At 67.3% G+C, this 26,083-nt stretch carries 22 protein-coding genes and 1 tRNA gene; 14 read left to right on the top strand and 9 right to left on the bottom strand.

Annotated elements, in window-relative coordinates; genetic code table 11:
* Positions 1–56 precede the first annotated feature (56 nt).
* The 3 genes from moaA to AN936_RS02935 all read left to right on the top strand — a co-directional run bounded on the left by moaA (position 57) and on the right by AN936_RS02935 (position 1,997).
* Positions 57–1,070 carry a GTP 3',8-cyclase MoaA gene (moaA, locus tag AN936_RS02945; protein WP_054586827.1) on the top strand — a complete coding sequence of 338 codons (1,014 nt, stop codon included), beginning with the start codon at positions 57–59 and terminating at the stop codon, positions 1,068–1,070.
* Positions 1,071–1,093: 23 nt separating this feature from the next.
* Complete coding sequence (locus AN936_RS02940) at positions 1,094–1,864, top strand: NAD kinase (protein ID WP_054586826.1); 771 nt, start codon at positions 1,094–1,096, stop codon at positions 1,862–1,864.
* A 58-nt stretch (positions 1,865–1,922) separates the two neighbouring features.
* Positions 1,923–1,997, top strand: a tRNA-Asn gene (locus tag AN936_RS02935).
* A gap of 85 nt (positions 1,998–2,082) precedes the next feature.
* On the opposite strand, the gene AN936_RS02930 is transcribed toward AN936_RS02935, so the two are convergent.
* The 7 genes from AN936_RS02930 to phhA all read right to left on the bottom strand — a co-directional run bounded on the left by AN936_RS02930 (position 2,083) and on the right by phhA (position 8,548).
* Positions 2,083–2,865, bottom strand: a complete 783-nt coding sequence (locus AN936_RS02930; RefSeq protein WP_054586825.1) for a sulfite exporter TauE/SafE family protein — start codon at positions 2,863–2,865, stop codon at positions 2,083–2,085.
* Between the two features lie 117 nt (positions 2,866–2,982).
* Positions 2,983–3,480 (bottom strand): peptidoglycan-associated lipoprotein Pal, encoded by a 498-nt coding sequence (pal, locus tag AN936_RS02925; protein ID WP_054586824.1) that lies wholly within the window; start codon positions 3,478–3,480, stop codon positions 2,983–2,985.
* Positions 3,481–3,537: 57 nt separating this feature from the next.
* Positions 3,538–4,260 carry an anti-sigma factor family protein gene (locus tag AN936_RS02920; protein WP_054586823.1) on the bottom strand — a complete coding sequence of 241 codons (723 nt, stop codon included), beginning with the start codon at positions 4,258–4,260 and terminating at the stop codon, positions 3,538–3,540.
* Positions 4,241–4,783 (bottom strand): sigma-70 family RNA polymerase sigma factor, encoded by a 543-nt coding sequence (locus AN936_RS02915; RefSeq protein WP_054590071.1) that lies wholly within the window; start codon positions 4,781–4,783, stop codon positions 4,241–4,243. Before AN936_RS02915 ends, AN936_RS02920 begins: the two co-directional genes overlap by 20 nt.
* Positions 4,780–6,018 (bottom strand): glycosyltransferase family 4 protein, encoded by a 1,239-nt coding sequence (locus AN936_RS02910; protein ID WP_054586822.1) that lies wholly within the window; start codon positions 6,016–6,018, stop codon positions 4,780–4,782. Before AN936_RS02910 ends, AN936_RS02915 begins: the two co-directional genes overlap by 4 nt.
* A 446-nt stretch (positions 6,019–6,464) precedes the next feature.
* On the bottom strand, positions 6,465–7,691 hold the full coding sequence (locus AN936_RS02905; protein ID WP_054586821.1) for an amino acid aminotransferase: 1,227 nt from the start codon (positions 7,689–7,691) through the stop codon (positions 6,465–6,467).
* On the bottom strand, positions 7,688–8,548 hold the full coding sequence (phhA, locus tag AN936_RS02900; RefSeq protein WP_054586820.1) for a phenylalanine 4-monooxygenase: 861 nt from the start codon (positions 8,546–8,548) through the stop codon (positions 7,688–7,690). The genes AN936_RS02905 and phhA overlap by 4 nt, the downstream gene beginning before the upstream one ends.
* A 112-nt stretch (positions 8,549–8,660) precedes the next feature.
* Here phhA and AN936_RS02895 point away from each other — a divergent pair, with 112 nt between their 5' ends.
* Positions 8,661–9,113: an Lrp/AsnC family transcriptional regulator gene (locus AN936_RS02895; protein WP_420496831.1), complete on the top strand. Its 453-nt coding sequence runs from the start codon at positions 8,661–8,663 to the stop codon at positions 9,111–9,113.
* A gap of 30 nt (positions 9,114–9,143) precedes the next feature.
* Here the strand turns inward: AN936_RS02895 and AN936_RS02890 are convergent, their stop codons facing one another.
* Positions 9,144–10,481 (bottom strand): aspartate aminotransferase family protein, encoded by a 1,338-nt coding sequence (locus AN936_RS02890; protein WP_054590070.1) that lies wholly within the window; start codon positions 10,479–10,481, stop codon positions 9,144–9,146.
* Between the two features lie 152 nt (positions 10,482–10,633).
* Here AN936_RS02890 and AN936_RS02885 point away from each other — a divergent pair, with 152 nt between their 5' ends.
* The 7 genes from AN936_RS02885 (at position 10,634) to AN936_RS02855 (ending at position 22,968) form a co-directional block, all read left to right on the top strand.
* Positions 10,634–11,182, top strand: a complete 549-nt coding sequence (locus AN936_RS02885) for a cupin domain-containing protein (RefSeq protein WP_054586818.1) — start codon at positions 10,634–10,636, stop codon at positions 11,180–11,182.
* Positions 11,183–11,345: 163 nt separating this feature from the next.
* Positions 11,346–12,620, top strand: coding sequence for a tetratricopeptide repeat protein (locus tag AN936_RS02880; RefSeq protein WP_054586817.1), 1,275 nt, complete (start codon positions 11,346–11,348; stop codon positions 12,618–12,620).
* 21 nt (positions 12,621–12,641) lie between these two features.
* A complete protein-coding gene (locus AN936_RS02875; RefSeq protein ID WP_054586816.1) occupies positions 12,642–17,120 on the top strand; it encodes a hypothetical protein in 4,479 nt (1,492 codons plus the stop codon).
* A gap of 110 nt (positions 17,121–17,230) precedes the next feature.
* Entirely contained in the window at positions 17,231–17,917 is a 687-nt protein-coding gene (locus AN936_RS02870; RefSeq protein ID WP_054586815.1) for a response regulator transcription factor, read from the top strand.
* Between the two features lie 53 nt (positions 17,918–17,970).
* Complete coding sequence (locus AN936_RS02865; RefSeq protein ID WP_234715726.1) at positions 17,971–19,260, top strand: sensor histidine kinase; 1,290 nt, start codon at positions 17,971–17,973, stop codon at positions 19,258–19,260.
* Positions 19,257–19,847, top strand: coding sequence for a hypothetical protein (locus tag AN936_RS02860; protein ID WP_054586814.1), 591 nt, complete (start codon positions 19,257–19,259; stop codon positions 19,845–19,847). Before AN936_RS02865 ends, AN936_RS02860 begins: the two co-directional genes overlap by 4 nt.
* 286 nt (positions 19,848–20,133) lie before the next feature.
* The gene (locus AN936_RS02855) at positions 20,134–22,968 is read left to right on the top strand and encodes a CHAT domain-containing tetratricopeptide repeat protein (RefSeq protein ID WP_054586813.1); all 2,835 of its coding nucleotides are present in this window, start codon (positions 20,134–20,136) and stop codon (positions 22,966–22,968) included.
* Between the two features lie 19 nt (positions 22,969–22,987).
* Here AN936_RS02855 and AN936_RS02850 read toward each other — a convergent pair whose 3' ends face one another.
* A complete protein-coding gene (locus tag AN936_RS02850; protein ID WP_234715725.1) occupies positions 22,988–23,647 on the bottom strand; it encodes a TetR/AcrR family transcriptional regulator in 660 nt (219 codons plus the stop codon).
* Between the two features lie 146 nt (positions 23,648–23,793).
* On the opposite strand from AN936_RS02850, the gene AN936_RS02845 reads away from it, so the two are divergent.
* Genes AN936_RS02845 through AN936_RS02835 form a run of 3 tightly spaced genes read left to right on the top strand, consistent with a single transcriptional unit; the run spans position 23,794 to position 26,065 of the window.
* Positions 23,794–24,960, top strand: coding sequence for an amine dehydrogenase large subunit (locus AN936_RS02845; RefSeq protein ID WP_234715724.1), 1,167 nt, complete (start codon positions 23,794–23,796; stop codon positions 24,958–24,960).
* On the top strand, positions 24,960–25,478 hold the full coding sequence (locus tag AN936_RS02840; protein WP_054586812.1) for a MauE/DoxX family redox-associated membrane protein: 519 nt from the start codon (positions 24,960–24,962) through the stop codon (positions 25,476–25,478). Before AN936_RS02845 ends, AN936_RS02840 begins: the two co-directional genes overlap by 1 nt.
* Positions 25,475–26,065, top strand: a complete 591-nt coding sequence (locus AN936_RS02835; RefSeq protein ID WP_054586811.1) for a redoxin family protein — start codon at positions 25,475–25,477, stop codon at positions 26,063–26,065. The genes AN936_RS02840 and AN936_RS02835 overlap by 4 nt, the downstream gene beginning before the upstream one ends.
* Positions 26,066–26,083: the final 18 nt, after the last annotated feature.

The following is a 26,083-nucleotide window of genomic DNA, read 5'->3' as shown; positions in this document are numbered from 1 at the left end:
GCCCCCATAGCAGGCATTGCTTGCCAAACGCTTCCCTTTTGCATCACAATCACCCGATGAGCTCAGTTTCGGACTCCAACGCTGCCACGCTGACCGACGGCCATGGCCGCCGGATCAACTATCTGCGCCTGTCGGTGACCGATCGTTGCGACCTGCGCTGCCGCTATTGCATGGCAGAACATATGAGTTTCCTGCCCCGCTCGGCAGTGCTCAGTATCGAGGAAATGGCCGAACTCGCCGAACGCTTCGTCGCACGGGGCATCCGCCGTATCCGCCTGACCGGTGGCGAGCCGCTCGTCCGGCGCGGCATCGACACGCTCGCGATGCGTCTCGGCGCAATGATCGGCCATGGCCTTGACGAGCTGACCCTGACCACAAACGGTATGCGGCTTGCCGAATATGCGCCGATGCTTGCGGAGGCCGGGGTACGGCGGATCAACGTCAGCCTCGACACGCTCGATCCGGATACCTTCCGGCATATCACCCGCGTCGGCGACGTCGCGGTGGCGCTGCAAGGGATTGCCGCGGCGCGGGCCGCCGGGCTCGACGTCAAGATCAACATGGTCGCGCTCGCCGGGCTCAACGAGGACCAGTTGCTGCCGATGCTCGACCATTGCGCCGCGATGGGCTGCGACCTGACGCTCATCGAGACGATGCCGCTCGGCGAGATCGGCGAGGACCGCAGCGATCATTATATCCCGCTCCACCAATTCGTCGCGCCGCTGCGCGCCGACTACGCCATCTATCCCGTCGACAAGCGTACCGGCGGCCCCGCGCGCTATTTCGCGGTCGAAGGCAGTCCGGTGACGCTCGGCCTCATCACCCCTCTCAGCGACAATTTCTGCGCGACGTGCAACCGCATCCGCCTGACCGTCGAGGGGCGCATCTATATGTGCCTCGGGCAGGACGACCATATCGACCTGCGCGCCGCGCTGCGCGACGGCGGCATCGGGACGGTTGACGGCTTGATCGACCGCGCATTGGCTGGCAAACCCCGCGCGCATGACTTCCACATCGAACGGGAGTCCAAACCGGCGGTCGCGCGTCATATGAGTGCAACGGGCGGGTGAAATCCGCCCGCGAGGGGACCAACATGCAACGCAAGATCGCGCTCGTCGCATCGAACGCGCCCGCCGCCGAAGAGGCCGAGGCCGAGCTGCGGCCTCTCTACGACTTCGTCGACTTGCACGAGGCCGACATGCTGATCGCGCTCGGCGGCGACGGCTTCCTGCTTCATATGCTCCACCAATTGCTTGACCAGCGCCGCAGCCTGCCGGTGTTCGGGATGAACCGCGGCACCATCGGCTTTCTGATGAACGAATTCCGCGTCGAGGGATTGCTCGACCGGATCGCGGCGGCGCGCCCGTTCCTCATCCATCCGCTATCGGGCGACATCACGACGATCAGCGGCGAACGCCACATCCTGCCCGCGATCAACGAAATCTCGCTGCTCCGCGAAACGCGTCAGGCCGCAAAGCTAGAGGTATTGATCAACGAGAAGATGATGCTCGAGGAGCTCGCCTGCGACGGCGTGCTGGTGTCGACCCCCGCCGGATCGACCGCCTATAATCTCAGCGCCAACGGGCCGATCCTGCCGCTCGATTCGGCGATGCTCGCGCTGACCCCGATCAGCCCCTTCCGGCCGCGACGCTGGCGCGGCGCCCTCGTCCCCGAATCGACGAGCATCCGCTTCAACGTCCGCGAGGGCGCAAAACGCCCGGTCAGCGCCGTCGCCGACCAGCGCGAAATCCGCGACGTAAAGACCGTTCTCGTCACCACCGACCGCAGCCGGCCGCTGACGTTGCTGTTCGATCCCGATCAGGGCCTCGACGAACGCATCGCGATGGAACAATTTATCGTTTGAGGCCTTGCAAATTCCGCCAAGCGACGGCAAAGGGGCCGCCTTCGCTTCGGCGGCGTGTTCCTCGGTAGCTCAGCGGTAGAGCAATCGACTGTTAATCGATCGGTCGTAGGTTCGAATCCTACCCGGGGAGCCATTTTTTCCAAACAGTGGACGGGCCGCTTTCGAAGGCATTCTCTGCAAAGTCCGATATTGGCGGCTTGGCATTTCGGCCCTCCGCATCAACTGGTCAGCAGTTTCAGACCCGAAAAGAGCAGCACGGCGGCGAGCGCGGGGCGCAACAGATGGTCGGGCGCCCGGCTGGACAACAGGCTGCCGAAGATCACTCCCGGGATCGAGCCGATCAGCAGACTGATGAGGAGCACCGGATCGACATCGCCGTAAAGCCAGTGTCCCGATCCCGCGACCAGCGCCAGCGGGACGGCGTGCACGATGTCGGTACCGACAATCCGCGACACCGGCAGGTGCGGATAGAGCATCAGCAAGGCGGTGACCCCGATCGCCCCCGCCCCGACCGAAGAAATCGAAACGGCAACCCCGATGAAGGCGCCGAGCATTACGGTCGGAAGGAGAGTGCGCGGGTCGTGGCGGCTGCCGCCCCGCCGCGCGAGCCGCACCAGACGTTTCTGGAAGAGCGCCGCAAAGGCGGTCAAAATCAGCATGCAGCCGAGAAAGATGATGATCACATGTTCGGCCTTCGCGCCGATTTCTCCCAAGCCCTGCAACGCGACGACCGACAAGAGCGCAGACGGGATCGACCCGGCCGCCAAGCGGCGGAAAATGCGCCAGTCGACGGTATCGCGCCAGCCGTGAACCGTGCTTCCTACGGTCTTGGTCACCGCAGCGAACAGCAGGTCGGTCCCGACCGCCGTCTTGGCGTTGACGCCGAACATGAGGACCAGCAGCGGCGTCATCAACGACCCGCCGCCGACGCCGGTCAGCCCGACCATGACGCCGACGAACAGGCCGGCGGTGATATGCATGATGTCGAGATGACCGAGCATAGTCTGGAACAACCAAATCCTCCTGGCTCGCCCCATGCGGGCAGCGGCCGCTCTGCCCTGTCAACGGCGATCGATCAAATGCCGGCAGGCACGGCGAAGCGCCCGCCGGCACGCGCCTTACGGACGTTCGATCACCACGGTTACCGCCCGGCGGTTCTTCGCATAGGCGGCCTCGTCCGAACCCGCGGCGGCCGGGCGCTCCTTTCCATAGCTGATGACATCGACACGGCCGGGATCGACCCCGAGCGTCGCGAGATAGTTTTTCGCCGAGTTCGCGCGCCGCTCGCCGAGCGCGATGTTATAATCGCGCGTTCCACGCTCGTCGGCATGCCCCTCCAGCGTCACGCGGACACCGGGATTGCGCGCCAGCCAAGCGGCCTGACTTTGAAGAATAGCCATATCCTCGGCGTCGACGTTGAACTGGTCGAAGCCGAAGAAGATGCGATCCGACGACACGTTCGCGACGAAATCCTGTTGCGATCCGGGAGTAACGCGATCGCTCTCTTCCGGTCCACAGCAGGCCGGCGGCGGCAGATCCTTGGGCGCCTTCTTGGCGCAGCCACCGACCGCAAGCATCGCGGCCATCGCACTCATCAAAACAAGCTTCTTCGTCATATTTCCCCCCTCGTGTCGAGGAACCCACTCCGGTCGGTTCCGCAAAAATCATATTGGTCAGGAGCGCGCCCGCGCGAGTGTCTCGGCCCGCGCATCGATCGCGGCAGGCCCGCTGTCACCGACCAACGCATAGGACATGTCGCCACGGCGCCAGTAGGCGACCGAATGTTCGCCTTCGCGAACCGCGTCGGGTTGTTCGGGCGCGCTTTCTCGCCCGCGCTTTGCAAAGAGCGACAGATGATCGCCCTCGCCGGTCTTGAGCGCCATGACCAGCGCCGGCCCGCGTTCCGTGGGGAATAGTTGCACGTCGGTGACCTTCCAGTCGGCCGGTACCTTAGGTACCGAAATTTTGGTCGCGCGCCGGATCTCGCGTGCGTCGAACTTCGGCGCTTCGAGTTGCGAAGCCATGTCGGCACGCATTCCGGAGACCATATGCGATGTCAGCGCATCGTCGACGTAAGCGGGCGGCCCCTGGAATATCACCAGCAAGGCGGCGGCGATTCCCGAGGCCGACAGGCCCGCGGCGGGTGTCCAACGCCACCAGCGGGCGCCGGCTGCGTTGGGCGAACGATCCTCAAACCCCGCGACCAGTTCGCGAGGCAAGGGCTCGCGGTCGCGCGCAAGCAGTTGCAACGCGCTCCGCGTCCCCAGATCGCCCATCACGCGCGCGGCGAGTTCGGGGTGCTGGCGCAGATAGTCTTCGACGGCAAAGCGTCCCTCGGTATCGAGCTGCCCGTCGACATAAGCGTCGATTTCCTGCTCACTCGGTGCGGCTGCCATCCCGTCCTCCCACGATACGCAGCGCCGGTTCGGCTCGCTGCTCGTCCTGTTGCCTGAGCGCCGCGCGCGCCCGCGCTATTCGCGACATGATCGTCCCCACCGGTACACCCAGCACGTCCGCACATTCCTGATAGCTCAGCCCCTCGATCGCCGTCAGATGAAGCACGGCGCGGTGATGCTCGGGCAGCGCGGCAAAGCTCCGCGCAATCTCGCCGAGCCGCGCATGATGTTCCTGCGACGCGTCCGAATGCGCAACCTGTGTCTCTGCGAAGCGGTCGTTCCGCCGCGCCTCGGCCGCCTCGCGCCGGGTTCCCGAAATAAAGACATTGTGGACGATCGCCAGCAGCCAGCGCCGCCGGTTGCGTCCCTCTTGATAGGTCGCCTGTCGCTCGATCGCGCGAACCAAGGCATCCTGCACCAGGTCGTCGGCATCGTCGCGATCACGGGTCAGCGACCGGGCGTAGCGGCGCATCGCCGCCACATCGTCGGCAAAGCCGCTGGATTTTCCCCAACGGATCTTCATGCCGCGCATTGTCGGGCCAGCGCCGGATATTGCAAGGCCGCGTCGCGCCCGGCCAGCCGCTCATAGACGCCGACGACGTCGGCGAGGATCGTATCCCAGCGATAGTGATCGGCCGCGGCTGCCGCGGCTTTGCCGAGCAGGTGCCGACGCGCGGGCTGGCCTATCAGCGACGCGGCGGCGGCGGCATAGGCGCGGGGATCGCGCGGCGGCACGAGCAGACCGGTGCGGCCGTGCTCGATAAGCGCCGACGCGCTGTCGACATCGGCCGAGACGACCGCGAGCCCCGACGCCATCGCTTCCAGATTGACGTTCCCGAACGCCTCGGTGACGCTGGGATTGATCAATATGTCGGCGCTGGCGACGGCCTCGCCGAGCGCCGCACCGTCGAGGAAGCCAAGAAAGGTCACGTTGGGAAGCCGCCGCGCGAGCCAGTCGCGCGCGGGTCCCTCACCGATCACGATCGGGCGGACCATATGGCCGCGCTCGCGCAGCGCCGCGATCGTCTCGGCAAAGACGCCGAGCCCCTTTTCGAGGACCAGCCGGCCAAAGAAGAGCGGGACTATGTCGTCCGGCGCATAGCCGAGGTGGCGCCGGAAGGACTCGCAGCGCCGCGCTGGTCCGAACAACGCCCGGTCGATCCCGCGCGACCAGATCGACACCCTGTCCAGTCCGAACCGGGCGGCGAGTTCATTGCGGATCGGCGACGTGGGCGCGAGAATATGATCGGCATCGCCATAGAAGCGCGCGAGATAGCGGTCGACAGGACCGCGCAGCAGGCCGAGGCGATAATAGTCGAGATAGGTTTCGAAGCGCGTGTGTAGGCTGGCAACCACGGGAATGCCGGCGGCGCGCGCATAGTGTTGCGCTTGGCGGCCGAGAATGTCGGGCGCCGACAGATGGACGATATCGGGGGCGAAGGCCTCCATATCCTCACGCGCCGCTTTGGTGAAACCCAATGCGAGCCGGTATTCGGGGCGCCCCGGAATGCCTACCGAGCGCACGGGGACGATATCGCCGACCGAAGCAAACGCTTTTTGCGGCGCGACCGGCGAACAGACACGCACCTCGGCCCCCGCCCGATCGAGCAGATAAGCGACGAGGCGATTGAGCGCGCGGTTCGCACCGTCGCGCACGCAATCATAGTTGCCGGAGAACAGCGCGACGCGCAGCGGCCGCAACGGGCCCGAACGATATCCGGGGGCAAGAGAAGAAACGGCGGGGAAAATCTTCGTCATGCGGGGCTTACGTCCGCCGCGCGGTCTCTATTCCATCGGCTTTCGATCCACATTCTTGCGCCGCGACGCGAACGGCACGACGCCGTCGCCGAGTACCGCGCGCGCTCTTTGTGATCACCGGGAGCGAGCCCTCCCCCGCAGCAATATCCTCATTGAAAGCGGGATGAACAGAACCGTGTCGCCAGCCGGCTCGTTCGGCTCGCGTCGCATGTCATTTGGCAAATTACCGGCAAGCCGGCGTCCGTTGCCGGCCCGCTCAAATCAGACAGCGGGTGCGGCGACGCGCAACCTCAAAACGGCGCATCACCGCAACGCGCGGCTTGATCGCCCCATACCAGGACTCCGGTCGCCAGGACAACGGCCCGGTCGATGCCCCGCTTGCCATGCAGGTGCCGTCGAGCGGGACCGAAGGGAATATCGCTGATCGACGGCGGATAGCTCCCCGATCAAGCGGTCGCGATCGCCGCATCCGGCACAACCGCACCCGCCTCATCGCCGAGATAGGACGCGACCGCTGCGGCGAAGCGCGCGACATTGTCCTCGTTCAGGCCGGCGATGTTGATCCGGCCCGAGGCCGGCATATAGATCGCATGCTGGGCGCGCAGCGCCTCGACCGCCGCGGCATCGATCGGCAACAGCGCAAACAGCCCCTGCTGCTGCGCGATGGAGGCGAGCGCCGGATGGGTTGCCGCGAGCAGCGTGCGGAGCCGGTTGATGCGCGCGCACATCGCATCGAGTTCGGCGCGCCATTCGGCCGCCAGATCGTCATCCTCGAGGATGACGCGGACGACCGCAGCGCCGTGATCGGGCGGCATCGACCACAGGCTTCGCGCCAGCACGAGCATGGTGTCGCGCACCGCAGCGCTGGTTTCGGGCACAGCGGACTGGACCCAAAGCGCCCCGACCCGTTCGCGATAAAGCGCGAAATTCTTGTCGCAGCTATAGGCCAGCAACGCCTCGGGGACGGCCGCAAGCAGCGTGCGCGTGCCCGCGGCATCGGCATCGAGGTCCTTGCCGAGGCCCTGATAGGCAAGGTCGACGAAGGGGATCAGGCGGCGCTCGGCCAGCTTGGCGACGAGGCGCTGCCATTGGTCCGGCGACAGCGCGGTGCCGGTCGGGTTGTGGCAGCAGCCGTGCAAAAGGACGACATCGCCCGGGGCGGCTGCATCGAGGCTGGAGAGAAAGGCCTGCTCGTCGATCCCGGCTTTTTCGGCATCGAAATAGGCATGGTGCCGAACGGTCAGCCCGGCCTCGCGGAAGATCGGCTCATGGTTGGGCCAGGTCGGCGTTCCCACCCAGATGGTGCCCGCCCCGGACCGCGCGAGCAGTTCGGCGCCCAGGCGCAAAGCCCCCGTGCCGCCCGGCGTCTGCACCCCGGTGATGCGGTCGCTGGCCGCGAGTTCGGGCCCCAGCGCGATCCCGGCCAGCAGGTCGGTAAAGCGCTGGTCACCCTCGGCGCCCAGATAGGCTTTCGACGGCTGCGCGGCGAGCAGGCGAGCCTCGGCCTGCTTGACCGCGCGCATGACGGGCGTCGCGCCCGACGCGTCGCGATAGACGCCGACCCCGACATCGATCTTGTCGGGCCGCGGGTCGGCGCGGTGCATGCCGATGACCGCAAGCAGCGCATCGGGCGGCTGGCGGTCGAGCGCGCCGAAAAGCTGACCGCCGCTCATGCGGCCTGCTCGCGGGCATAGCGCTGCGTGCCGCGCGTATAGACCTGGTCGGTCGGCAGGATCGCTTCGATCTCGATATCCTCCTGCCCTTCCAGCTCGGCATAAAGCGGACCGAAATCGGTGTTGAGCGTCTGGTCGAGAAGATCCTCGAAGCTGTCGATGACAAAATAATTCTGCTGGAAATCGTCGATGCGATATTTGGTTCGCATCAAGCGCCGCAGGTCGAAACCGATGCGGTTCGGCGACGGATCGTCGAGCGCGAAGACCGACTCGGTGTAGGAGGAGACGATACCGGCACCGTAAAGCTTCAGCCCGCCCTCGGAACGGACGAGGCCGAATTCGACGGTATACCAATAGAGGCGCGCGAGCTTTTCGATGACGCCCGCCTGCGCGGCGCGGCGGCCCCCTTCGCCATAGGCCTGCATATAATCGGCGAAGACCGGGTGCGCGAGCAGCGGCACATGGCCGAAGACGTCATGGAACACGTCGGGTTCCTGCAGATAATCGAGCTGATCGGGACGCCGGATGAAATTGCCCGAGACGAAGCGACGGTTGGCGAGATGGTCGAAGAACACGTCGTCGGGGACAAGCCCGGGCACGGCGACGACCTGCCATCCGGTCGCCTTCATCAGCCGTTCGGACAATTCGTCGAAATCGGGGATGCCCGGCTTCGACAGGCGCAGCATATCGAGGCCGTCGATGAATTCGGGCGTCACGCGGCCCGGCAGTAGCCGCGCCTGACGATCGAACAGCGTGTCCCAGGTCGCATGATCCTCCGCCGTATAGGCGTCCCAATCCTGCGGGATGGTCCAATCTGCGGCGGTACCGTCGGGGCGAATGAGGATGTCCTGTGCCATGCGCCGATAATGCCGCGTCACGGCGAAAATTGCTTTTCAAAATCGCGCCGATTATGGCATATTCTGAAACAGGAATTTCCTGTTAGATCAGAAATTGAAACAGGAATTAATCTTGGACGCAATAGACCGAAGAATCGTTGCAGAGCTGCAGCGCGACGCATCGCTTAGCCATGCCGAACTGGGCGAGCGCGTCGGCGCGTCGAGCGCATCCTGCTGGCGCCGCGTGCGGGCGCTGGAGGACGCGGGCATCCTCACCGGCCATGTCCGTCTGGTCGACCCTGCCCGGATCGGGCGCGGCGTCACCGTGCTGTGCAACATCCGCGTGCGCAGCCACAGCATCGACGACCGGGTCAGTTTCGAACAGTTCGTCCAATCCTGTCCCGAAATCGTCGAATGCTTCTCGATGTCGGGCGACTGGGATTATCTGCTGCGTGTCGTGGTCGCCGATGTCGCCGGTTATAACAGCTTCCTGATGGACACCGTGCTGGCGCATCCGGCGGTCGCCGGGGGCTCTTCGCATTTCGCGCTGGGAACGACCAAATATACGACCGCGCTGCCGATCTGACCGGGCCCTCTCGCTTGCCGGCCCGCCGGGTCAGGCGAGGCGCTTGAGCGCTTCGCCCAGCGTCGAGACGATCCGGTCGATATGCCCGGTCTCGGCGATCAGCGGCGGCGACAGCGCGACGATGTCGCCGGTGACGCGGATCAGCAGGCCGCGTTCGAAACAGTCGACGAACAGGTCATAGGCCCGTTCGCCGGCCGCACCGTCGCGCGACGCGAGTTCGATCCCGGCGACAAGGCCGATGGTGCGGATGTCGATCACATGCGGCAGGCCGCGCAGGCTGTGCATCGCCTCGCTCCAGTCCGGCGCGATATCGCCGGCGCGCGTCAACAGCCCTTCGCCGGCATAGATGTCGAGCGCCGCGAGCCCCGCCGCGCAAGCGACGGGATGCCCCGAATAGGTATAGCCGTGGAACAGTTCGATCTGCGCCTCGGGACCGTGCATCAGGGCATCGTGGACCGCGCGGCTCGCGAACACCGCGCCCATCGGGATGCAGCCGTTGGTAAGCCCCTTGGCCGTCGTCACCAGATCGGGAACCACCCCGAAATAATCGACTGCGAAGGGCGCGCCGAGCCGTCCGAAACCGGTGATCACCTCGTCGAAGATCAGCAGGATGCCGTGGCGGGTGCAGATTTCGCGCAGCCGCTCGAGGTAATTTACCGGCGGCAGCAGCACGCCGGTCGATCCGGCCACCGGCTCGACGATCACCGCCGCGATCGTCTCGGCGCCGTGCAGCGCGACCAGCCGCTCGAGATCGTCGGCGAGTTCGGCGCCATGCTCGGGCAGGCCCCGGCTGAACGCGTTGCGCGCCAGATCGTGCGTGTGACGCAGATGGTCGGTCCCCGGCAGTTGCGGAAACACCCGCCGGTTGTTGACCAGACCGCCCACCGAAATGCCGCCGAAACCGACGCCATGATAGCCCCGCTCGCGGCCGATCAGGCGGGTGCGCGTGCCCTGGCCGACCGCCCGCTGATAGGCGACCGCGATCTTGAGCGCGGTGTCGACCGCCTCCGACCCCGACCCCGCGAAAAAGACGCGGTCGAGCCCCGCCGCCGGTCCGCCGGGCGACATCGCCGCGAGACGCTCGGCGAAATCGAACGCGATCGGGTGGCCCATCTGGAAGCTCGGGGCATAATCCATCGTGTCGAGCTGGCGCGCCACCGCTTTGCTGATCTGGCGCCGGCCGTGACCCGCGTTGACACACCACAGCCCGGCGGTGCCGTCGAGCACCTCGCGGCCGTCGACGCTCGTATAATACATGCCCTGCGCCGCCGAGAGCAGGCGCGGCGCCGCCTTGAACTGGCGGTTCGCGGTAAACGGCATCCAATAGGCGTCGAGCGACGGCGCATTGGCGAGCGGTGTATCGAGCATGTCGGCTTCCTTGTTTATCCGGCGCTTAGAGAAGCCCGTCAAAGCAGGCGCAACAAGCCCTTTACTTCGTCGCACGCCGGTGGCGGATTTTCATGCTTTCCGCCACAGCCTGTTGCGATATATCGAACAGCTGCAACATAAGGAAGCGATGGATGAGCGTCGATGTCGGGGCGAGGCTGCGATTTGTTCGGACCCAATATGGCCTGTCGCAGCGCCAGCTCGCCAAAAAGGCGGGCGTGACCAACTCGACGATCTCGCTCATCGAGGCGAACCAGACCAACCCATCGGTCGGCGCGTTGAAACGCATCCTCGACGGCATCCCAATCGGCCTCGCCGAATTTTTCGCGATCGAGCCCGATCGCCCGGCGCAGATATTCTATCGCGCCGACGAACTGACCGAGATCGGCAAGGGGCCGGTCTCCTACCTTCAAATCGGCCGCAGCGCGGCGGGGCGGGCCCTGCAAATCCTGAAGGAACGCTATGAACCCGGCGCGGATTCGGGGCGCATCGCGCTCGTCCATGACGGCGAAGAGGGCGCGATCATCATCAGTGGGCGGCTGGAGGTGACGGTCGACGACGAGCGCAGCATTCTGGGCCCCGGCGACGCCTATTATTTCGACAGCCGCCGGTCGCATCGCTTCCGCTGCGTGGGGCCCGAGCCTTGCGAACTGGTCAGCGCCTGCACGCCGCCGACATTCTGATTTCTCCCGGCTTCCCGCGATGATTTGAGCGACCGCCGTCGCCGCGCGGGCCGCCACGCCACAGCTATCAGCCTTTGTCATCATTCGGACGAACTTCGTCACCGGACAAGCGCCCCGCTCCAACCCTAGATCATCGCGAACGCAACGATCGACGGAAGAGGCCATGGCGAAACGATTTTTTTCCCGCACCGCACCGCTGCTCATCGCCCTGCTCGCACCGCATGGCGCCGCGCAGGCACAGGAAGCGGCGGCATATGACCAACTGGCAGCCGAAGCCGCAACGCGGGCCGGCGATCCCGGTTTCGACTATCGTCTCGGCATCGCCGCGCTCGACGCGGGGCGCTACGGCGAAGCGGTGATCGCCTTCCAGCGCGTGCTCGCGGTCCAGCCGGAGAACGCCCCGGCGCGCGCCGAACTCGCCCGCGCCTATGCGCTGGCCGGCGATATCGACACCGCGCGGCAGGAATTCGCCACCGTCGTCGACGACCCCAGCCTGCCCGACCCGGTGCGCCAGCGCTTCACCGGCTTCGTGCGGCAGTTCGACAAGCAGATCGCGGGCGGCGGTTCCGACGTGTCCGGCTTTATCGACGCCCGCGCCGGTTACGACGACAATATCAACGCCGCCACCGACCTCAACACCATCGTCATCCCGCTGTTTAGCTTCCTCGGCCCCGGCACGCTGGGGCCGGGTGCGGTGGCGCAGGGCGACGAATATTACGAGATCCAGGGCGGCGTGTCCGCCATCACCGCGATCGGACGGCAGGACCGGCTGTTCGCGAGCGCACTCGGCAACTGGCGCGACAATTTCGATAGTCGCCGCTTCGATCAGGCGGCGCTGACCGGGACTGCCGGCTATGCGCACAGCTTCGCCAATCGCGACGTCGTGTCCTTGTCGGGACAAGTGCAGAAATTCTGGCTCGGCCACGACGGCTATCGGACCGCTTATGGCGTCATCGGCCAATATACCAAGACGCTGAGCGGCGGCCGTGCGCTGACGCTGTCGGCGCAGTGGAACCGGCTCGACTATGACGGCGCGCCGACCCGCGATGCCGATCGCTATGCCGTTGGCATGGGCTATGTCACGCGCACCATCGCCGCCGGGCTGTCGGGCGGCAAGGAAGAGACACGCCGCGCGGCGGGCGATGCCGAATCTAACTGGTTCGTCGGCGCCAATATCGGCGGCGAATTCCCGGTCGCGAACCGCATCGCGCTCGTCGCGGGCGCCGCCTTCGACCTGCGCCGCTACGATCAGGCCGACGCGCTGTTCCTCGTCGAGCGCAATGACGAGCGGCTCGACCTCACCGCGGGGATCAAGGTCGCGCTGACCGACACCCTTTTCCTCCAGCCGCGCGCCACCTGGACGCGCAACTGGAGCAACATCGCCCTTTACGATTACGAGCGCTGGACCGCCTCGCTCGGCCTTCGCCTCGAATTCTGATCCGGACCGGGAGAGACGACCATGACGCACAACGCCCAGCTTCGCCCCCAAATTCGCCTAGCCGCCGCCCTGCTCGTCGGCGCGTCGAGCCTGTCGCTCGCCGCCCCCGCCTTTGCCGGCGACCTGCTCTTCTCGTCGAAAGGCGACAAGAGTTTCGAATTCGGCGCCCGCGTCAACCAACTCGACGGGCTGAAGCAGGTCCGCCTCGGCGACGGCGCGATCGTTTCGGTGCTCGGCGTCGCCGACTATCGCATCGACACCGACGGCTCGGTCCATCTCTATGCCGGCAGCCTGACCGTCGCGGGCGGCGACGGCACGACGGTCGTGCGCATGCCCGACGGGGTCGAGGGCCGTATCGCCGGGCGCGCGGCGGCGGCGACCTTCAGCGTCGGCGCCGACGGCAAGGGCCGCGGCCATGTGCTGACCGGCGCGGTCGATATCGGCCCGGCGGACGCACCGCGCCGCTTCGCGGCAGGCCAGCTTTTCGCCTTCGCGCCGGGCGAACGCGCGCAGCAGGTCGTTTCGAACGGCGCGCAGACGACGCCGGCCGCCGGCGATGCAGCCGATGCACCGGTCGCCGACATGCGCGCGGGAGGCCCCGCGGCGGCCGCGGCGAACGGCGTGCCCGTGACGCTCGGCGACGCGCTGGCGGCGGCGGGCGCATCGAGCGATGTGCTCGCGGCGGCGCGGCGCGTCGATGCGGCGGTCGCCAATCCGGCGATCGAGAGCTTCCCGAGCGGCGACCTCGCGCTGCTCGTCGCCGGTGCGGCGGGGCTCGAACACGCCTATGGCGGCACACCGTTTCCGGGCGCGCAGGCCGACATCATCCGCACCTATCTGGCGCATCTCGCCGCCGGCAGGTCGGGGGCCGATTTCCTCACCGCCTATGCGGCTTTCCTCGGCCAGTATCTCGACCTGCTCCGTTCGAACGCCGCGCCGTCGAGCTTCGGCGGCGCCAGCCTCGCCGACATCAACGCCTTCATCGCCTATGCCGGGCGTACCGGCCGGCTCGGTCAGCTCGGCGCGCAGGATCGCGTGCTTGCCGACGCCTATCTCGCCTTCCTGCAGGGCGGCGGCAGTCCTGACCGCTTCGGCCGCAACTTCACCGACCTGACCGCCGCCTATTTCGCTTTCATCCGCGGCGGCGGCAATCCCGCCGACTTCGGTCAGGCCAGCGCGGCGACGATCGACGCCTATATCCGCTTCCTCGCCGACAGCGGGCTCGTCCAGCGGCTCGGGGCCACCGACCGCGCGCTGCTCACCGCCTATCTCGGCAATGGCGGCATCGCCTTTGCGGCCGAATATCGCGCCGCGCTCGACGCCTATTTCGCCTTCCTCGCCAGCGGCCGCCTGCCCAGCGCCTATGGCGCGCTCGACGCCGCGACGCTGCGCTCCTATCTCGAAACGCTCGCCGACGCGGGGCTGCTCGATACGGTCGCGGGCGACCGGGCGGCCTTCTATTCGGCCTATCTCGCCTTCCTGCGCGGCGGCGGTGCGCCCGATGCCTTTGCCGGCCTCCCCGCCAATATCTTCGCGGGCTATGCGTCCCAGCTCGACGCCTATTTCGCGTTCCTCGCCGCCGGCAATTTGCCGTCGGACTATGACGGCGCCGACATCGAACAGCTTCGCGCCTACCTCGCCGCCCTGCAGGCGGGCGGCGCGCTCGACCGCTTCCTCGGCGACCGCACCGAATTCTTTGCTGCCTATCTCGCCTTCCTCCAGAATGGCGGACAGCCGAACGCCTTTCCCGGGCTGAACGCGAACATCTTCGCCGGCTATGCCAACGCGCTATCGGCCTATTATGCCTATCTCGCGAACGGCGGCGTTCCTTCCGCCTATGGCGCGCTGTCGCAGGAAACGATCCGCGCCTATCTCGCGGCGCTGCAAACCGCCGGGGCGAGCAACGCCTTCCTCGCCGAACTCGCGGGCTTCTACAGCGACTATTTCGCCTTCCTCGCGGGCGGCGGCAATCCCGATAATTTTGCGGGCCTGCCGGTACCGCCCGATTTCGCGGCGTTCGCCGCGGCGCTCAACGCCTATGCCGCTTTTCTCGCCGCGGGCGGGCTGCCGGCGGACTATGACGAACAGCAGCTCACAACGCTGCAAACCTACCTCGCCAGCGTCACCGGATCGGGACAGGCGAACAGCCTGCTCGGCGCCAACGCCGACCTGCTCAACGCCTATTTCGCCTATCTCGCAGGCGGCGGAGCGCCGAACGGCTTCAGCGGCCTGCCCGTCTATGCCAACTACGTCTCGGCGCTCAACGCCTATTATGCGTTCCTCGCCGCAGGCGGGCTGCCGGGCGATTATACCGTGCTGACGCAAGCGCAGATCAGGACCTATCTCGCGGCGCTGAACGGCGCCGGCGGCTTCACGAGCCACACCGGGCTCGACGCTTTCTTCGCGCAATATTACGCCTTCCTCGCCGCGGGCGGCGATCCGGTCGAATATGGCGGCTTGCCGGTGTACAGCGACTATCTCGCGGCGGTGCAGGCCTATTACAGCTTCCTCCTCGGCGGCGGCCGGCCTTCCGAATATACCGCGCTGACGCCCGAGCAGATCGAGACCTATCTTACGCTGCTCGACGGGGCGGGCGTGCTCGACGACCGCCTTTCGGGGGCGGTCCTCGCTTTCCTGACCGACTATCTCGCCTATCTCGAAACCGGCGGCGATCCCGACCAGTTCGCGGGCCTTCCCGATCCCGGTGGCCCCGACAATCCGCAATATGCCGGCGGCTTTCCCAGCGGCACCACCGGCGCCCGCGCCTATGCCGTGCATGCCGGCGTCTCCTACCAGGCCTCGGCCACGCCGCAACTCGACGCCAATGGCGTGCTCACCGATGCCGGCGATCTCGGCATCGGCACCGCACAGGCGGTCGACGTCGCGGGCGATGCCTCGGTCGTTGTCGGACGCTATACCGACGGCGCCCCACGCTTCCGCGGCTTCAATAACGACGTCGGCGCGAACGGCGGCATTCCGTGGGTGGTCACCGCACCGCTGACGACGCCGCTGCCGACCAGCGGCACGATCGATTACGACGTGCTCGCGGCCACGAAACCCGTCTTCGCATCGGGCCGCGCCGCACCGGGCACCTTCGACGCGAACCTGACCATCGGCTTCGACGCCTCCAGCCTCAGCTATGGTTTCGACGGCACCATCGTCATGCCCGAAGCGGGCGGCGACGTGCGCTACGACTTCGCGTCGGAAGGCCGCGCCGACGGCGCCCTCGTCAGCACCTTCGGGGTCAATCCGGTGTTCAACATGAACGGCAAGATGACCGGCAACGGCGACGCCTGCTCCAGCGACGGCTGCCTGATCCTCTTCTACGGCGGCTTTGGCGGCTCGGCGGACCGCGTCGGCATGACCTATCAGACCGTCGACAACCCCAATTTCCAGACCGCCGAGCGAATCCAGGGCGCGGTTGCCTTTGCCGCGACGGGCTCGGGCGGGCCCGGCCCCGATCCGGACCCCGAACCACAGCCGGAACCCGGCATCGCGACCGGCCAGTATGAGAACCAATATCTGATCAACCTGACCTACGCCAATTTCGACGCCCAATATCGTTCGAAAGTCACCTATGACGATGCGGGCGTGCTGGTCGGCTGGACGCGCGACAATGGCTCGCCGCAGGGCGTCCAGCGCCCCGGCCCCGCCGACGAGAGCGGCAGCGTCGATGGTGTCATTGGCTGGACGCGCTGGCTCGACACCAATAATTTCGGCCTCGACGATCCGAACCTCGCCAACAGCGGCAACCCGATCCTGTCGGGCACCTTCGCGACCGCGCTGCCGACGACCGGCCGTGTCGACTATGCCCTCGTCGGCGCGACGCGACCGACCGACCGGCTGGCCAACCTCGCACCGGGCAGTTTCACCGGCAACCTCGCGGTCGATTTCGCGACGAAGCGCGTTGGCTTCGATTTCGATATCGGCATCGACCAATATGGCTGGAACGTGAAGACCGCAGGCGGCGCGGCCGATCCCAACAACGGCGGCTACCGCCTGACTGGCAACAACGAGATAGACGGCCTTGCGCTGATCAGCGGGACCACCGCGGCGAGTTGCACCGCCACCTGCTCCAGCAATGTGCGCGGCGCTCTCTTCGGTCCCGGCGCGACCCATTTCGGCGCCGCCTATACGGTCAATGACGCCGGCGCCGGGCTTGTCGTCTCGGGCGTCGCCGCCTTCGCCGGCCAGCCGGCCGCGCCGACCAACCCCTATGCCCGCATGGCGCCCAGCGGCGGCAGCCCGGTCGCGGCGACTGCGGCCCCGACGGCGCCGCTGCCGACGGGCGCACCCGCCGGGACCGGTTCGCCGCCGCCCGCATCGCTCTCGGCTGATTGGGGCCGCTGGTCCGCATCGTCGGCAGGCGCACTGCCTGTCGCCGCGCCCGGTACGCCTGCCCTGCCGACGGCGGCGCCGCAGCCCGGCGACGCGGCCGACCTGCGCCAGCGCGCCGAGCGCCTGCTCGGCGGGCTGGTCAGCTTCAAAGCGCCGCGTTGACCGGGGCGCCGCGACCCTCTTCGGCCGGGCAGCATGCTTGCCCCGTCCCTTCGGCCATGCCAGAAGGGGCGGGGTCGCCTGCCATTATGGGGGATTGCAGCGCCAACATCATGGAAACGCTGAAGATATTATATGTCGAGGATGACCAGCGCGCCGCCTCCGAGGTGCAGGCGCTCGCCGCCGCGCGCGGCGACATCGTCACCTGGGAAAACAGCGGCGCCGGCGGGCTGCTGCGCGCCGGCATGGAAAAATTCGACGTCATCATCCTCGATCGCATGCTCGGCGACCTCGACGGGCTGACGATCGTCAAGCGGCTCCGCGAAAGCGGGGTGGGCACGCCGGTGCTCATGCTCTCGGCGCTCGGACGCACCACCGACCGCGCCGAAGGGCTCGACGCGGGCGCCGACGATTATCTCGCCAAGCCGTTCGAGGCCGAGGAACTGATGGCGCGGCTGCGCGCCCTCTACCGCCGCGCATCGGGGCGCGAGCATAGCGCCGTCATCCTCTATGGCGCGTTCGAATGCCATGTGAAGGCGCGCACCGCCTTTCGCCAGAACCGGCATCTCGCGCTCAGCCCGCGCGAGTTCGAACTGTTCCGCTATTTCATGGAAAATGCCGGCGAGGTGGTGACGCGCGAGATGCTGCTGCGCGATGTGTGGAACATGTCGTTCGACCCGCAGACGAACGTCGTCGACGTCAATGTCGGCCGCCTGCGGCGCAAGCTCGAGGACGAGTTCGCGACCCCCGCGCTCGAAACCATCTGGGGCTCGGGCTACCGCCTGCTCGACGGGAGGTAGGAGCGATCGCCCGCCGTTCGATCTTCTCGCGCATCGTCCGCCTCGCGATCCTGTTGTCGCTGGCGCTCGTCTCCGGCCTGTGGATACTGACCGACCAGACGATCCGCGCGACGGTCGCCGCTTCGGCGCGCAAGGCGGTCGATGTCGATCTCGCCGGGCTCGTCGATATCTATGCCACCAGCGGACGCGGCGAACTCGAACGGCGCATCGCCGACCGGCTGGCGATCACCCCGTCGGACGGCGGCGCGCCGCATTACATGCTCGCCGATGCCCGCGGTGAGCGGCTCGCGGGCGACATCGCCGAATGGCCCGAACTCGACGCCGGGGTTTCGGAAAGCGGGACGATCCGTATCGGCGCCGGCACCGAAGTCTATGCCCGCGCCACCCGCCTCGGCCCCACGCTCCAGCTCGTCGTCGCGCGCGATACCGGCGACAATGGCGCGCTGTTGCAACGCGTGGCTTTGGTCTTTCTCGGCGGCGGCGCGCTGTTCGTGCTGCTCGTCGGCGGGCTTGGCCGCGCCGCTGCGGGCCGGCTGCACTGGCGGATCGAGCGCATCAACGACGCCTTTCGCGATTCCGACGAGGACCGGCTGGCGACGCTGCGCAGCGGCACCGCGCGCGACGAGATCGACGAACTCACCGGCCACAGCGCCGCGGCGCTGTCGCGGCAAAAGCGGCTGATCGAGGCGTATCGCGATGCCTCCGACCAGATCGCGCACGAGATCCGCACCCCGCTGATGCACCTCGACGGGCGGCTCACCAAGGCGCTCGCGGCGGGCACCGACAGCGCCGTCGCGGCGCGACTGCTCGAGGCGCGCGGCGACATCAAGCGGCTGGTGGCGATGCTCGAATCGCTGCTCGACATCGCCGCGAGCAAGGCGCGGCGCGGCGACCGCCACGGGCTGCGCCCGGTCGATCTCAGCGCGATGGTGACGCGCATCTGCGAACTTTACGCCGACAGCGCCGAGGATTCGGGGCATGATTTTTCCTGGTCGGTCGCCCCCGGAATCGTCTTCGAGGGTGAAGAGGCCCAGCTGGGCCAGCTCGTCACCAACCTGCTCGACAATGCGCTCAAATATGCGCCGGCGGGCAGCAAGGTGCGCCTCGCGCTCGCGCCGGGTCCGGTGCTGACGGTCGAGGACGACGGGCCCGGCGTGCCCGAAACCGACCGCGAAAAAATCTTCGAACGCTTCCATCGCAGCGCCAATGTCCGGCCCGACGCACCGGGAAGCGGGCTCGGCCTCGCGCTGGCGCGTGCGATCGCCGAGCGCCACGATCTGACACTCACGCTGGCGCCGTCCGAAAAGGGCGCGCGCTTCATCGTAAAGGAACAGGCGACATGACCGGGCGCAGTCACTCCCGCTGGATCGGCATCGGCCTTGTTGCGGCGCTTGCCGGATGCGCGGCGCATGGCACCAAACCCCACGCCGCCGCCGCTCCGTCCGGCGCATCGCGGGCCAGCGGCGTCGCGGCCGACCTCGCCGCCGCCGACGCGGCGCACGGGAATGGCGACAAGCGGGTGCTCGCGTCGACGTTGCTCCGGCTCGGCCAGCGCGGCGCGCGGCCACTCGACGACGCCGTCGCCGACGACCCGGTTCCCGCCTGGCGCGCCGCCGTTGCCGACAAGCTCCCGCCGTTACGCGGCCGCGCGCTCGGCCCCGGCTATGTGCGCGGCACGCTCGCGCCCGGCAACGAGACCAGCCTGAACCAGCTCTTCCTGTCCGGACAGGCGGCGACCATTGCGGCCGACTCGCAGCCGCAAAGCGAACTCCGGCTGCGCATCTACGACGGCGACGGCAAGCTCGTCTGCGACCGCACCCCGGCGCACGCCCGCGATTGCCGGTTCACCCCGGTCTTTACCCAGCGTTATCGGATCGAACTCAGCAACGGCGGCGCGCGGCGGGTGAATTATTACCTCGTCCTCGACTAGCGTTTGGTCGGCCGCCCGTGGACTGGAATGGGGTGGATTTCTGACCGTCCTTTATTTCCGTTCGTGTCGAGCGAAGTCGAGACACCCGTCGGCCTTACGCCCAGCCTGAGGGGCATCTCGACTTCGCTCGATGCGAACGAGTAAGGTTGGCCCAGACGGCAAAAACCGGCCAAAACCAGCCGGCCCATTTTCATTCCCCGTCCTCGAATTTCTTCAAAAGGCTTGAATTTTACGCCCCTTCCGGCGCAAGAGCACGCGGGGTCGCACGCAAATCGGGGGACGAGCGATGCGGGATGGAACGGGCCGGGCGGCGCGGCTGGCGGCAATGGCAATATGTCTGGCGTGGAGCGCGGGAGTAGCCGCAGCGCCGGCCTCGCCCGTCGACCGCGCGAAGCTCGACGCTCTCGTTGCGCGCATCGAGGTCGCCGAACCCGAAGCCGATCAGGCCGCCTATCGCGCCCTCGCCGACGAAACGCTGGCCGAGGCGCGGCGCCTCTACCCGGCCGGGCATCCCGAGATCGCGGCGCGCGAGCTCTATGGCGCCATCTCGCGCGCTTCGGCGGGCGAGATGGACGCGGCGCTTGCGATTATCGACCGGATCGCGCCGCAACTCGAAAAGACGCCCAGCTATCGCAAGAGCTGGTGCGACACGCTCAGCCTCCGCGCCTATATCGCCAGCTTCAAGGGCGATCATAAGGCCTCGCTCGCGCTCAACGAACAGCTCGTCGCCGATTATGCGAAGGACGCGGCGAGTAGCGACCACGCCGTCGCGCTTTCCAATCTTGCCGCCGCCTATCTCGAACAGGGGCGCCTCGACGAAGCGCTCGAACGCAACGCGCAGGCGATCGAGATGGGGCTCGCGCTCGACCCCGTCCCTCCGGCGGTCGCGGTGTGGAGCGCCAACCGGATCGTCTATCTCTATTCGGCCGGCCGCACCGAGGAAGCAATCGCCGCGGCGCAGAATGCCATCGGGCGGACCGGCGGCGCACTGGGCGCCGACCACCCGATGATGGCCAATCTCTACGCCAATTTCGGCGCCGTCCTGTTTCGCATCAACCGCCCGCACGACGCGATGCCGATGATCCGGCGCGCTTTCGAACTGACCGAAAAGGCAAGCGGCGGGCCCAACCAGAACAGCGCCGCGATGCGGGTGCAGTTTGCGCAGGCGCTGACCCGCGCCAGGCAATATGACGACGCCATCGCCTTCCTCGACGTCGCGACGCCGATCATCGACAAGCAGCTCGGCGCGCAAAGCGACCGGGCGCTCGTCGCGCGCGATACGCGGCTGATCGCGCTGATCGGCACCGGCCGCGGCGCCGAGGCGCAGCCGCTGGCCCGCGAGCTGCTGGCCATCCGCGACGAGCGCCTGCCCGAAGGGCATCGCGATCGCGCCAATGCGCGCGACAATCTGGCGAAGGCGGCGTTCGCCAACGCCGACTGGGCGGGCGCCGAAAATGCGGCGGCGGAAGCGGTCGCGCTGCGCATGAAAATGCTGCCCGCCGACCACCCCGACCTGCTGCTGGCCCGCGCCATGTTGCTGCGCGCGCAGGATCGCCGCGACAGCCGTCCGGCCGCCGATCTGGTTGCCGAGGCGCGCAGCCTGTTCGCCGCGCTCACGCTCGGCGCCAACCTCGCGCGCGGGTCGGCGCAGGCCGAACGCCAGCGCCCGGCCTATGGCTGGCTCGCCGAACTGTTCGCCCGTCGGGGCGCCGTGGACGACGCGTTCGGGGCGCAGCAATGGGCGGCGCGCAGCAGTATCGACGATGCGCTGGCGATCGCCGAAAGCGAACGCGCCGCAGCGACCGACACGGTGTTCGCGACCAAGGTTGCCGAACGGCGCCAGTTGCTGGCCGCGCGTCAGGGGCTGAACGCCCGGATCGAGGCGAACCTCGCACGCCCCGATCCGGCCTTCGACCTTGTCGCCGTGACCGGAGAACTCGCGGCCAACCGGCAGGCGATCCTTGCGCTTGACGCAGGGCTTGCGCCGCCCGAACTCGCCCGGCTCGTCTTCACGCCGTCGACGCTCGCCGAAATGGAAGCCGCGACCGGCGAGGCCGGCGCAACCGCGATGCTCACCGATCTGGGCGGCGCGTGGCTGGCGACGCTGACGCGCGGCGGCGAACCGCTCCAATATCTGATCCCGGCCGACGCGCCGGTCGGGGCGCTCGTCGCACGGCTCCGCGCCTCGCTCGACGCGGGCGATCGCGGCGCCTTCGACCGGGCGGCGGCGGCCGACCTCCATGCGTTGCTGTTTCCGGAAAAGGCGGCCGCAATGCTGCGCCCCATGCGCCAGCTCGCGGTGATCGCCAACGGCCCGCTCGGTGCGCTGCCCTTCGGCCTGCTCGTGCCCGACGCCCGCAGCGGCGATTATCTGATCGACCGCCTCGCGCTCAGCCGGCGCGTCCGCGCGCCGCGGGCCGGCGATCCGCATGGCGATGCGGCGCCCGCCGACGGCACGCTGATCGCTCTCGGCGGGGTCGAAGGCCGCAAGGCCGGATCGCTGATGGCGATGCGCTCCGCCGGCACCGCGCGGGCCATCGATGCCTTACCCGAGCTTCCCGATGCCGCGCGCGAGCTATCGGCGCTGGCCGCCGCGATCGGCGGCGGCAATTCGCGCCTGCTGATCGGCGAGCGCGCGACCGAAGCCGAATTGCGCGCGACCACCGTGCCGCGCGGCGCCGTGCTCGCTTTTGCGACGCACGGCCTGATCTCGGGCGAACTCGACGGGCTCGACGAACCGGCACTGCTGCTGACCCCGGCCGGCGGCGACGACGGCCTGCTCAAACCGAGCGAGATCGGCGGTCTCAGCCTGCCGGCGCGGCTGGTCATCCTGTCGGCATGCAACACCGCGGGCGCCGCCGGTGCCGACCGGCCGCAGCTTTCGGGGCTGGTACAGGGCTTTTTCCTCGCCGGTGCGGACGAGGTGATGGCCAGCCACTGGCCGGTCCGCGACGATGTCGCGCGGCGCCTATCGGTCGGCACCGTCCGCGGACTGCGCGCCGGTTCCGATCCCGCCACCGCGCTCCGCGAGGCGATCCGCAAGATCCGCAAGGGAAGCGACGGCGAAGCGCGCGTGGCGCACCCTGCCCATTGGGCGCCGTTCGAACTTTTCTCTCGATAGCGCAGCAGAGCAGAGCCGGCTATTCGACTTTCAGGTCTTCGGACCGCAGATTTTTCACCAGCTCGATGAAGGATTTTTTGGCGAGCGCCTGCAGGACCGGCATCCGCGCGGCCCAGGGCTTCTCATAGCCCGCGAAGACCGTCATTCCCTCCATTGACGCGGAAATGAACAGCGCCAGTATTTCGCGCGCTTCGCCCGACAGGCTGGGGTTGATCTCCGCGATCAGTTCGTTGAGCGATACGCGCGCACGTTCGTAAAGCTCGTTCATCCGGTCGTGAACGAAGCCGTCATGGTTCGCCATCGCCCAGAGTTCGGGAAAGAAGCGCGTCGTCTTCTTCGTCGTGATATCCTCGAGGATGAGCTCGACCAGATTCTCGAGCCGCGCCTCGGCGCTTGCGCCGGGCTCGTGGATGATCTCGTCGAACGCTTCCTCGTAACTGCTGATCACCGCATTCAGCAGTTCGCGAATCAGGTCGTCCTTCGATTTGAAATAATAGTTGAGGCTGCCGACGTTCATTCCCGATTCGGTGGCGATTCGGCGCAGCGTCAGCGCCGATGCGCCCTGATCGACCAACAGCGTCAGCGCCGACCGCAATATCTGCTCAAAGCCATCCTGACCCCGCGCATACCCCCCCGTCCGCGGCGTGATCTTCAGGTCGGGAACGATGAAATTGGTCACTTTTTTAGGGCCTCCTCCCCTCCGCCTAGCCAGTTCGCCCTCGCCGGACAAGTGTCCGACTTTACTCACTTGACTAAAGTTAGTCGAACGCATAATTTTCAAATGCGGGCCACAAGAGCCCCGGGGATTGAATCAGGGAGGCCGGAATGGCGCGCGTCGATCGAATGGCGGCTTTTGCCATGTTGCTGATGTCAGCCAGCGCGGCGGGCGCACAAAATTTTCCGCAGCCGCTGCCTGAGGAGCCGGTCCCGACCGTTTCCGAATTGCCCGAACGCTATCCCGATAGCTGGGTTTTCGTGCACGACCTGCACTTCAACAGCCTGCCCGACGGGCGCGCCGCGATCGTCGATGTCGCCGCCGCAAACCACAATCTGCGCGGCCAGATCCCCGTCGCGCAGTTCGGCAACATCCTGCCGTCGACGACGCGCGCCGAAATCTATGTCAGCGAAACCTTCTATTCGCGGCTGACCCGCGGCGATCGCACCGACGTCATCACCATCTGGGATACGAAAACGCTGGCTCCGAAGGACGAGATCGTGCTGCCCGGCGGCAAGCGCGGCCTGTTCGTCACGCTGCGCAACAGCCTGCAACTGACCAACGACGAAAAATGGGCGCTGGTCTTCAACTTCACGCCCGGATCGTCGGTGACCGTCGTCGACCTGGATGGCCGCAAGATATTGTCGGACATCGACCTGCCGGGCTGCTCGCTCGTCTATCCGACCGGGCCGCGCGGTTTCACTTCGCTCTGCGCCGACGGCACGATGACCAGCATCGCGCTCGACGCCGCCGGCAAGGCCGGACCGGCGGTCACCAGCGAGGCGTTCAACGATATCGACGACGACCCGCTGTTCATGACCCCGGCGATGGTCGGGCGGACGGGCTGGTTCGTCAGCTTCAAGGGCAATTTGCGCGCGATCGATTTTGCGGGAGCCGCAGCGAAAGACCTCGGCAGTTTCGCGATCCCGCCGCAGGCAGGCGGCGAACCCGAATGGCGCCCCGCCGGCTGGCAGGTCATCTCGGCCGACCGCGCCGGGCTGCTCTACGTGCTGATGAACCCCAAGGGCGTCGAAGGATCGCACAAGGACGGCGGCACCGAGGCGTGGGTCATCGACCCCAAGGCAAAGACGCTGGTCCGCCGCATCGCGCTCAAGAACCACAGCCTGTCGATCGAAGCGACGCAACAGCAAAAGCCATTGCTTGTCGCGTCGCGTACAGACGGATCGCTCGACGTCTATGACGCGGCGAGCGGCGCATTCGTCCGGACGGTTGCCAGCGTCGTGCACGATCCGATGACGATGACGGCAGCGCGCTGATGGCTACGGCCCTTTCCGTCCTCACCCTGTTTCTGGCAACGATGCTCGGCACTTCGGCGGCGCACAAGCTCTCCCACCCAACCCGGCTGACGCGAGCAACCGCCGGATTACTGCGGCTGAACCCGGCCGTCGCCATGCCCGTCACGATGGCGGCCGCCGCGATCGAGGCGACCGCGGCGCTCGCGCTGCTCTTTCCGGCTTCGCGACCGACCGGCGCATTGCTCGCTGCACTGCTGTGGTCGCTTTACGCCGCCGCACTGTTTGCGGCGCGGCGGCGCGGCGACGGCACGATCGACTGCGGGTGCGATTTCGGCAAGCCGCGGCGCGGGATCGGCCTCTTCGTCATCGGCCGCGCGATCGCGCTCGCCGCCGGCGCGCTTGTCCTCATCATCTCTCCCGTGGGGGGCGGCGGCTTCGACATCCAGTCGATCCTCACCGCCCTCGCCTTTGTCGCGCTGCTCTTCGCAGCCGGCGAAATCGCCCATCTTCCCGCCACCAGCCGGAGTGCTGCCCGATGACCGGATTCTTCCTTGCTTCACAAATCCTACTGTGGATCGCCGTCGGGGTCCTCGGCGTCCTCGTCGCGGCGCTCGCCCGGCAGGTCGGCGTACTGCACGAACGCATTGCCCCGGCGGGTGCGCTGACGCTGCACCAGAAGGTCAATGTCGGCGACAAGGCGCCCGAAATGACGCTCGAAACCCTCGACGGGCGGCAGGTCGCGATCGGGGGCAAGCGGCAGCGCCGCGGCCAGCTCATCTTCTTCCTCTCGCCCGACTGTCCGGTGTGCAAGACGCTTTTGCCCGTCGTCCGTTCGGCAAGCGGCGCCGAGCGCGGCTGGCTCGATGTGGTGCTGGCAAGCGACGGCGACGCCGCGGCCCATCGCCGGCTGGCGATGGCCGAGGGGCTGACGGGCTTCGACTATGTGCTGTCCGAGGAGCTCGGCCGGTCGCTCGGCGTATCGAAGCTGCCTTATGCCGTGCTGATCGACGAGGACGGCAACATCGCCTCGCTCGGCCTCGTCAACAACCGCGAGCATCTCGAAAGCCTGTTCGAAGCCAAGGAACGCCGCGTCGCGTCGATCCAGGAATATCTCGCGCGCGGTTGATCGCGCACGCCGCGACAA

This window comes from Sphingopyxis macrogoltabida (genome assembly GCF_001307295.1).
GTDB classification, from domain to species: Bacteria; Pseudomonadota; Alphaproteobacteria; order Sphingomonadales; family Sphingomonadaceae; genus Sphingopyxis; species Sphingopyxis macrogoltabida_B.
This window is presented reverse-complemented; position numbering and strand designations above follow the sequence as displayed.

Bases quoted from the DNA above. Each gene is read 5' to 3' on its own strand.
- moaA (WP_054586827.1), top strand. From the start codon at position 57: ATGAGCTCAGTTTCGGACTCCAACGCTGCCACGCTGACCGACGGCCAT.
- AN936_RS02940 (WP_054586826.1), top strand. From the start codon at position 1,094: ATGCAACGCAAGATCGCGCTCGTCGCATCGAACGCGCCCGCCGCCGAA.
- AN936_RS02930 (WP_054586825.1), bottom strand. From the start codon at position 2,865: ATGCTCGGTCATCTCGACATCATGCATATCACCGCCGGCCTGTTCGTC.
- pal (WP_054586824.1), bottom strand. From the start codon at position 3,480: ATGACGAAGAAGCTTGTTTTGATGAGTGCGATGGCCGCGATGCTTGCG.
- AN936_RS02920 (WP_054586823.1), bottom strand. From the start codon at position 4,260: ATGGCAGCCGCACCGAGTGAGCAGGAAATCGACGCTTATGTCGACGGG.
- AN936_RS02915 (WP_054590071.1), bottom strand. From the start codon at position 4,783: ATGAAGATCCGTTGGGGAAAATCCAGCGGCTTTGCCGACGATGTGGCG.
- AN936_RS02910 (WP_054586822.1), bottom strand. From the start codon at position 6,018: ATGACGAAGATTTTCCCCGCCGTTTCTTCTCTTGCCCCCGGATATCGT.
- AN936_RS02905 (WP_054586821.1), bottom strand. From the start codon at position 7,691: ATGAGCGGCGGTCAGCTTTTCGGCGCGCTCGACCGCCAGCCGCCCGAT.
- phhA (WP_054586820.1), bottom strand. From the start codon at position 8,548: ATGGCACAGGACATCCTCATTCGCCCCGACGGTACCGCCGCAGATTGG.
- AN936_RS02890 (WP_054590070.1), bottom strand. From the start codon at position 10,481: ATGCTCGATACACCGCTCGCCAATGCGCCGTCGCTCGACGCCTATTGG.
- AN936_RS02885 (WP_054586818.1), top strand. From the start codon at position 10,634: ATGAGCGTCGATGTCGGGGCGAGGCTGCGATTTGTTCGGACCCAATAT.
- AN936_RS02880 (WP_054586817.1), top strand. From the start codon at position 11,346: ATGGCGAAACGATTTTTTTCCCGCACCGCACCGCTGCTCATCGCCCTG.
- AN936_RS02875 (WP_054586816.1), top strand. From the start codon at position 12,642: ATGACGCACAACGCCCAGCTTCGCCCCCAAATTCGCCTAGCCGCCGCC.
- AN936_RS02870 (WP_054586815.1), top strand. From the start codon at position 17,231: ATGGAAACGCTGAAGATATTATATGTCGAGGATGACCAGCGCGCCGCC.
- AN936_RS02860 (WP_054586814.1), top strand. From the start codon at position 19,257: ATGACCGGGCGCAGTCACTCCCGCTGGATCGGCATCGGCCTTGTTGCG.
- AN936_RS02855 (WP_054586813.1), top strand. From the start codon at position 20,134: ATGCGGGATGGAACGGGCCGGGCGGCGCGGCTGGCGGCAATGGCAATA.
- AN936_RS02845 (WP_234715724.1), top strand. From the start codon at position 23,794: ATGGCGCGCGTCGATCGAATGGCGGCTTTTGCCATGTTGCTGATGTCA.
- AN936_RS02840 (WP_054586812.1), top strand. From the start codon at position 24,960: ATGGCTACGGCCCTTTCCGTCCTCACCCTGTTTCTGGCAACGATGCTC.
- AN936_RS02835 (WP_054586811.1), top strand. From the start codon at position 25,475: ATGACCGGATTCTTCCTTGCTTCACAAATCCTACTGTGGATCGCCGTC.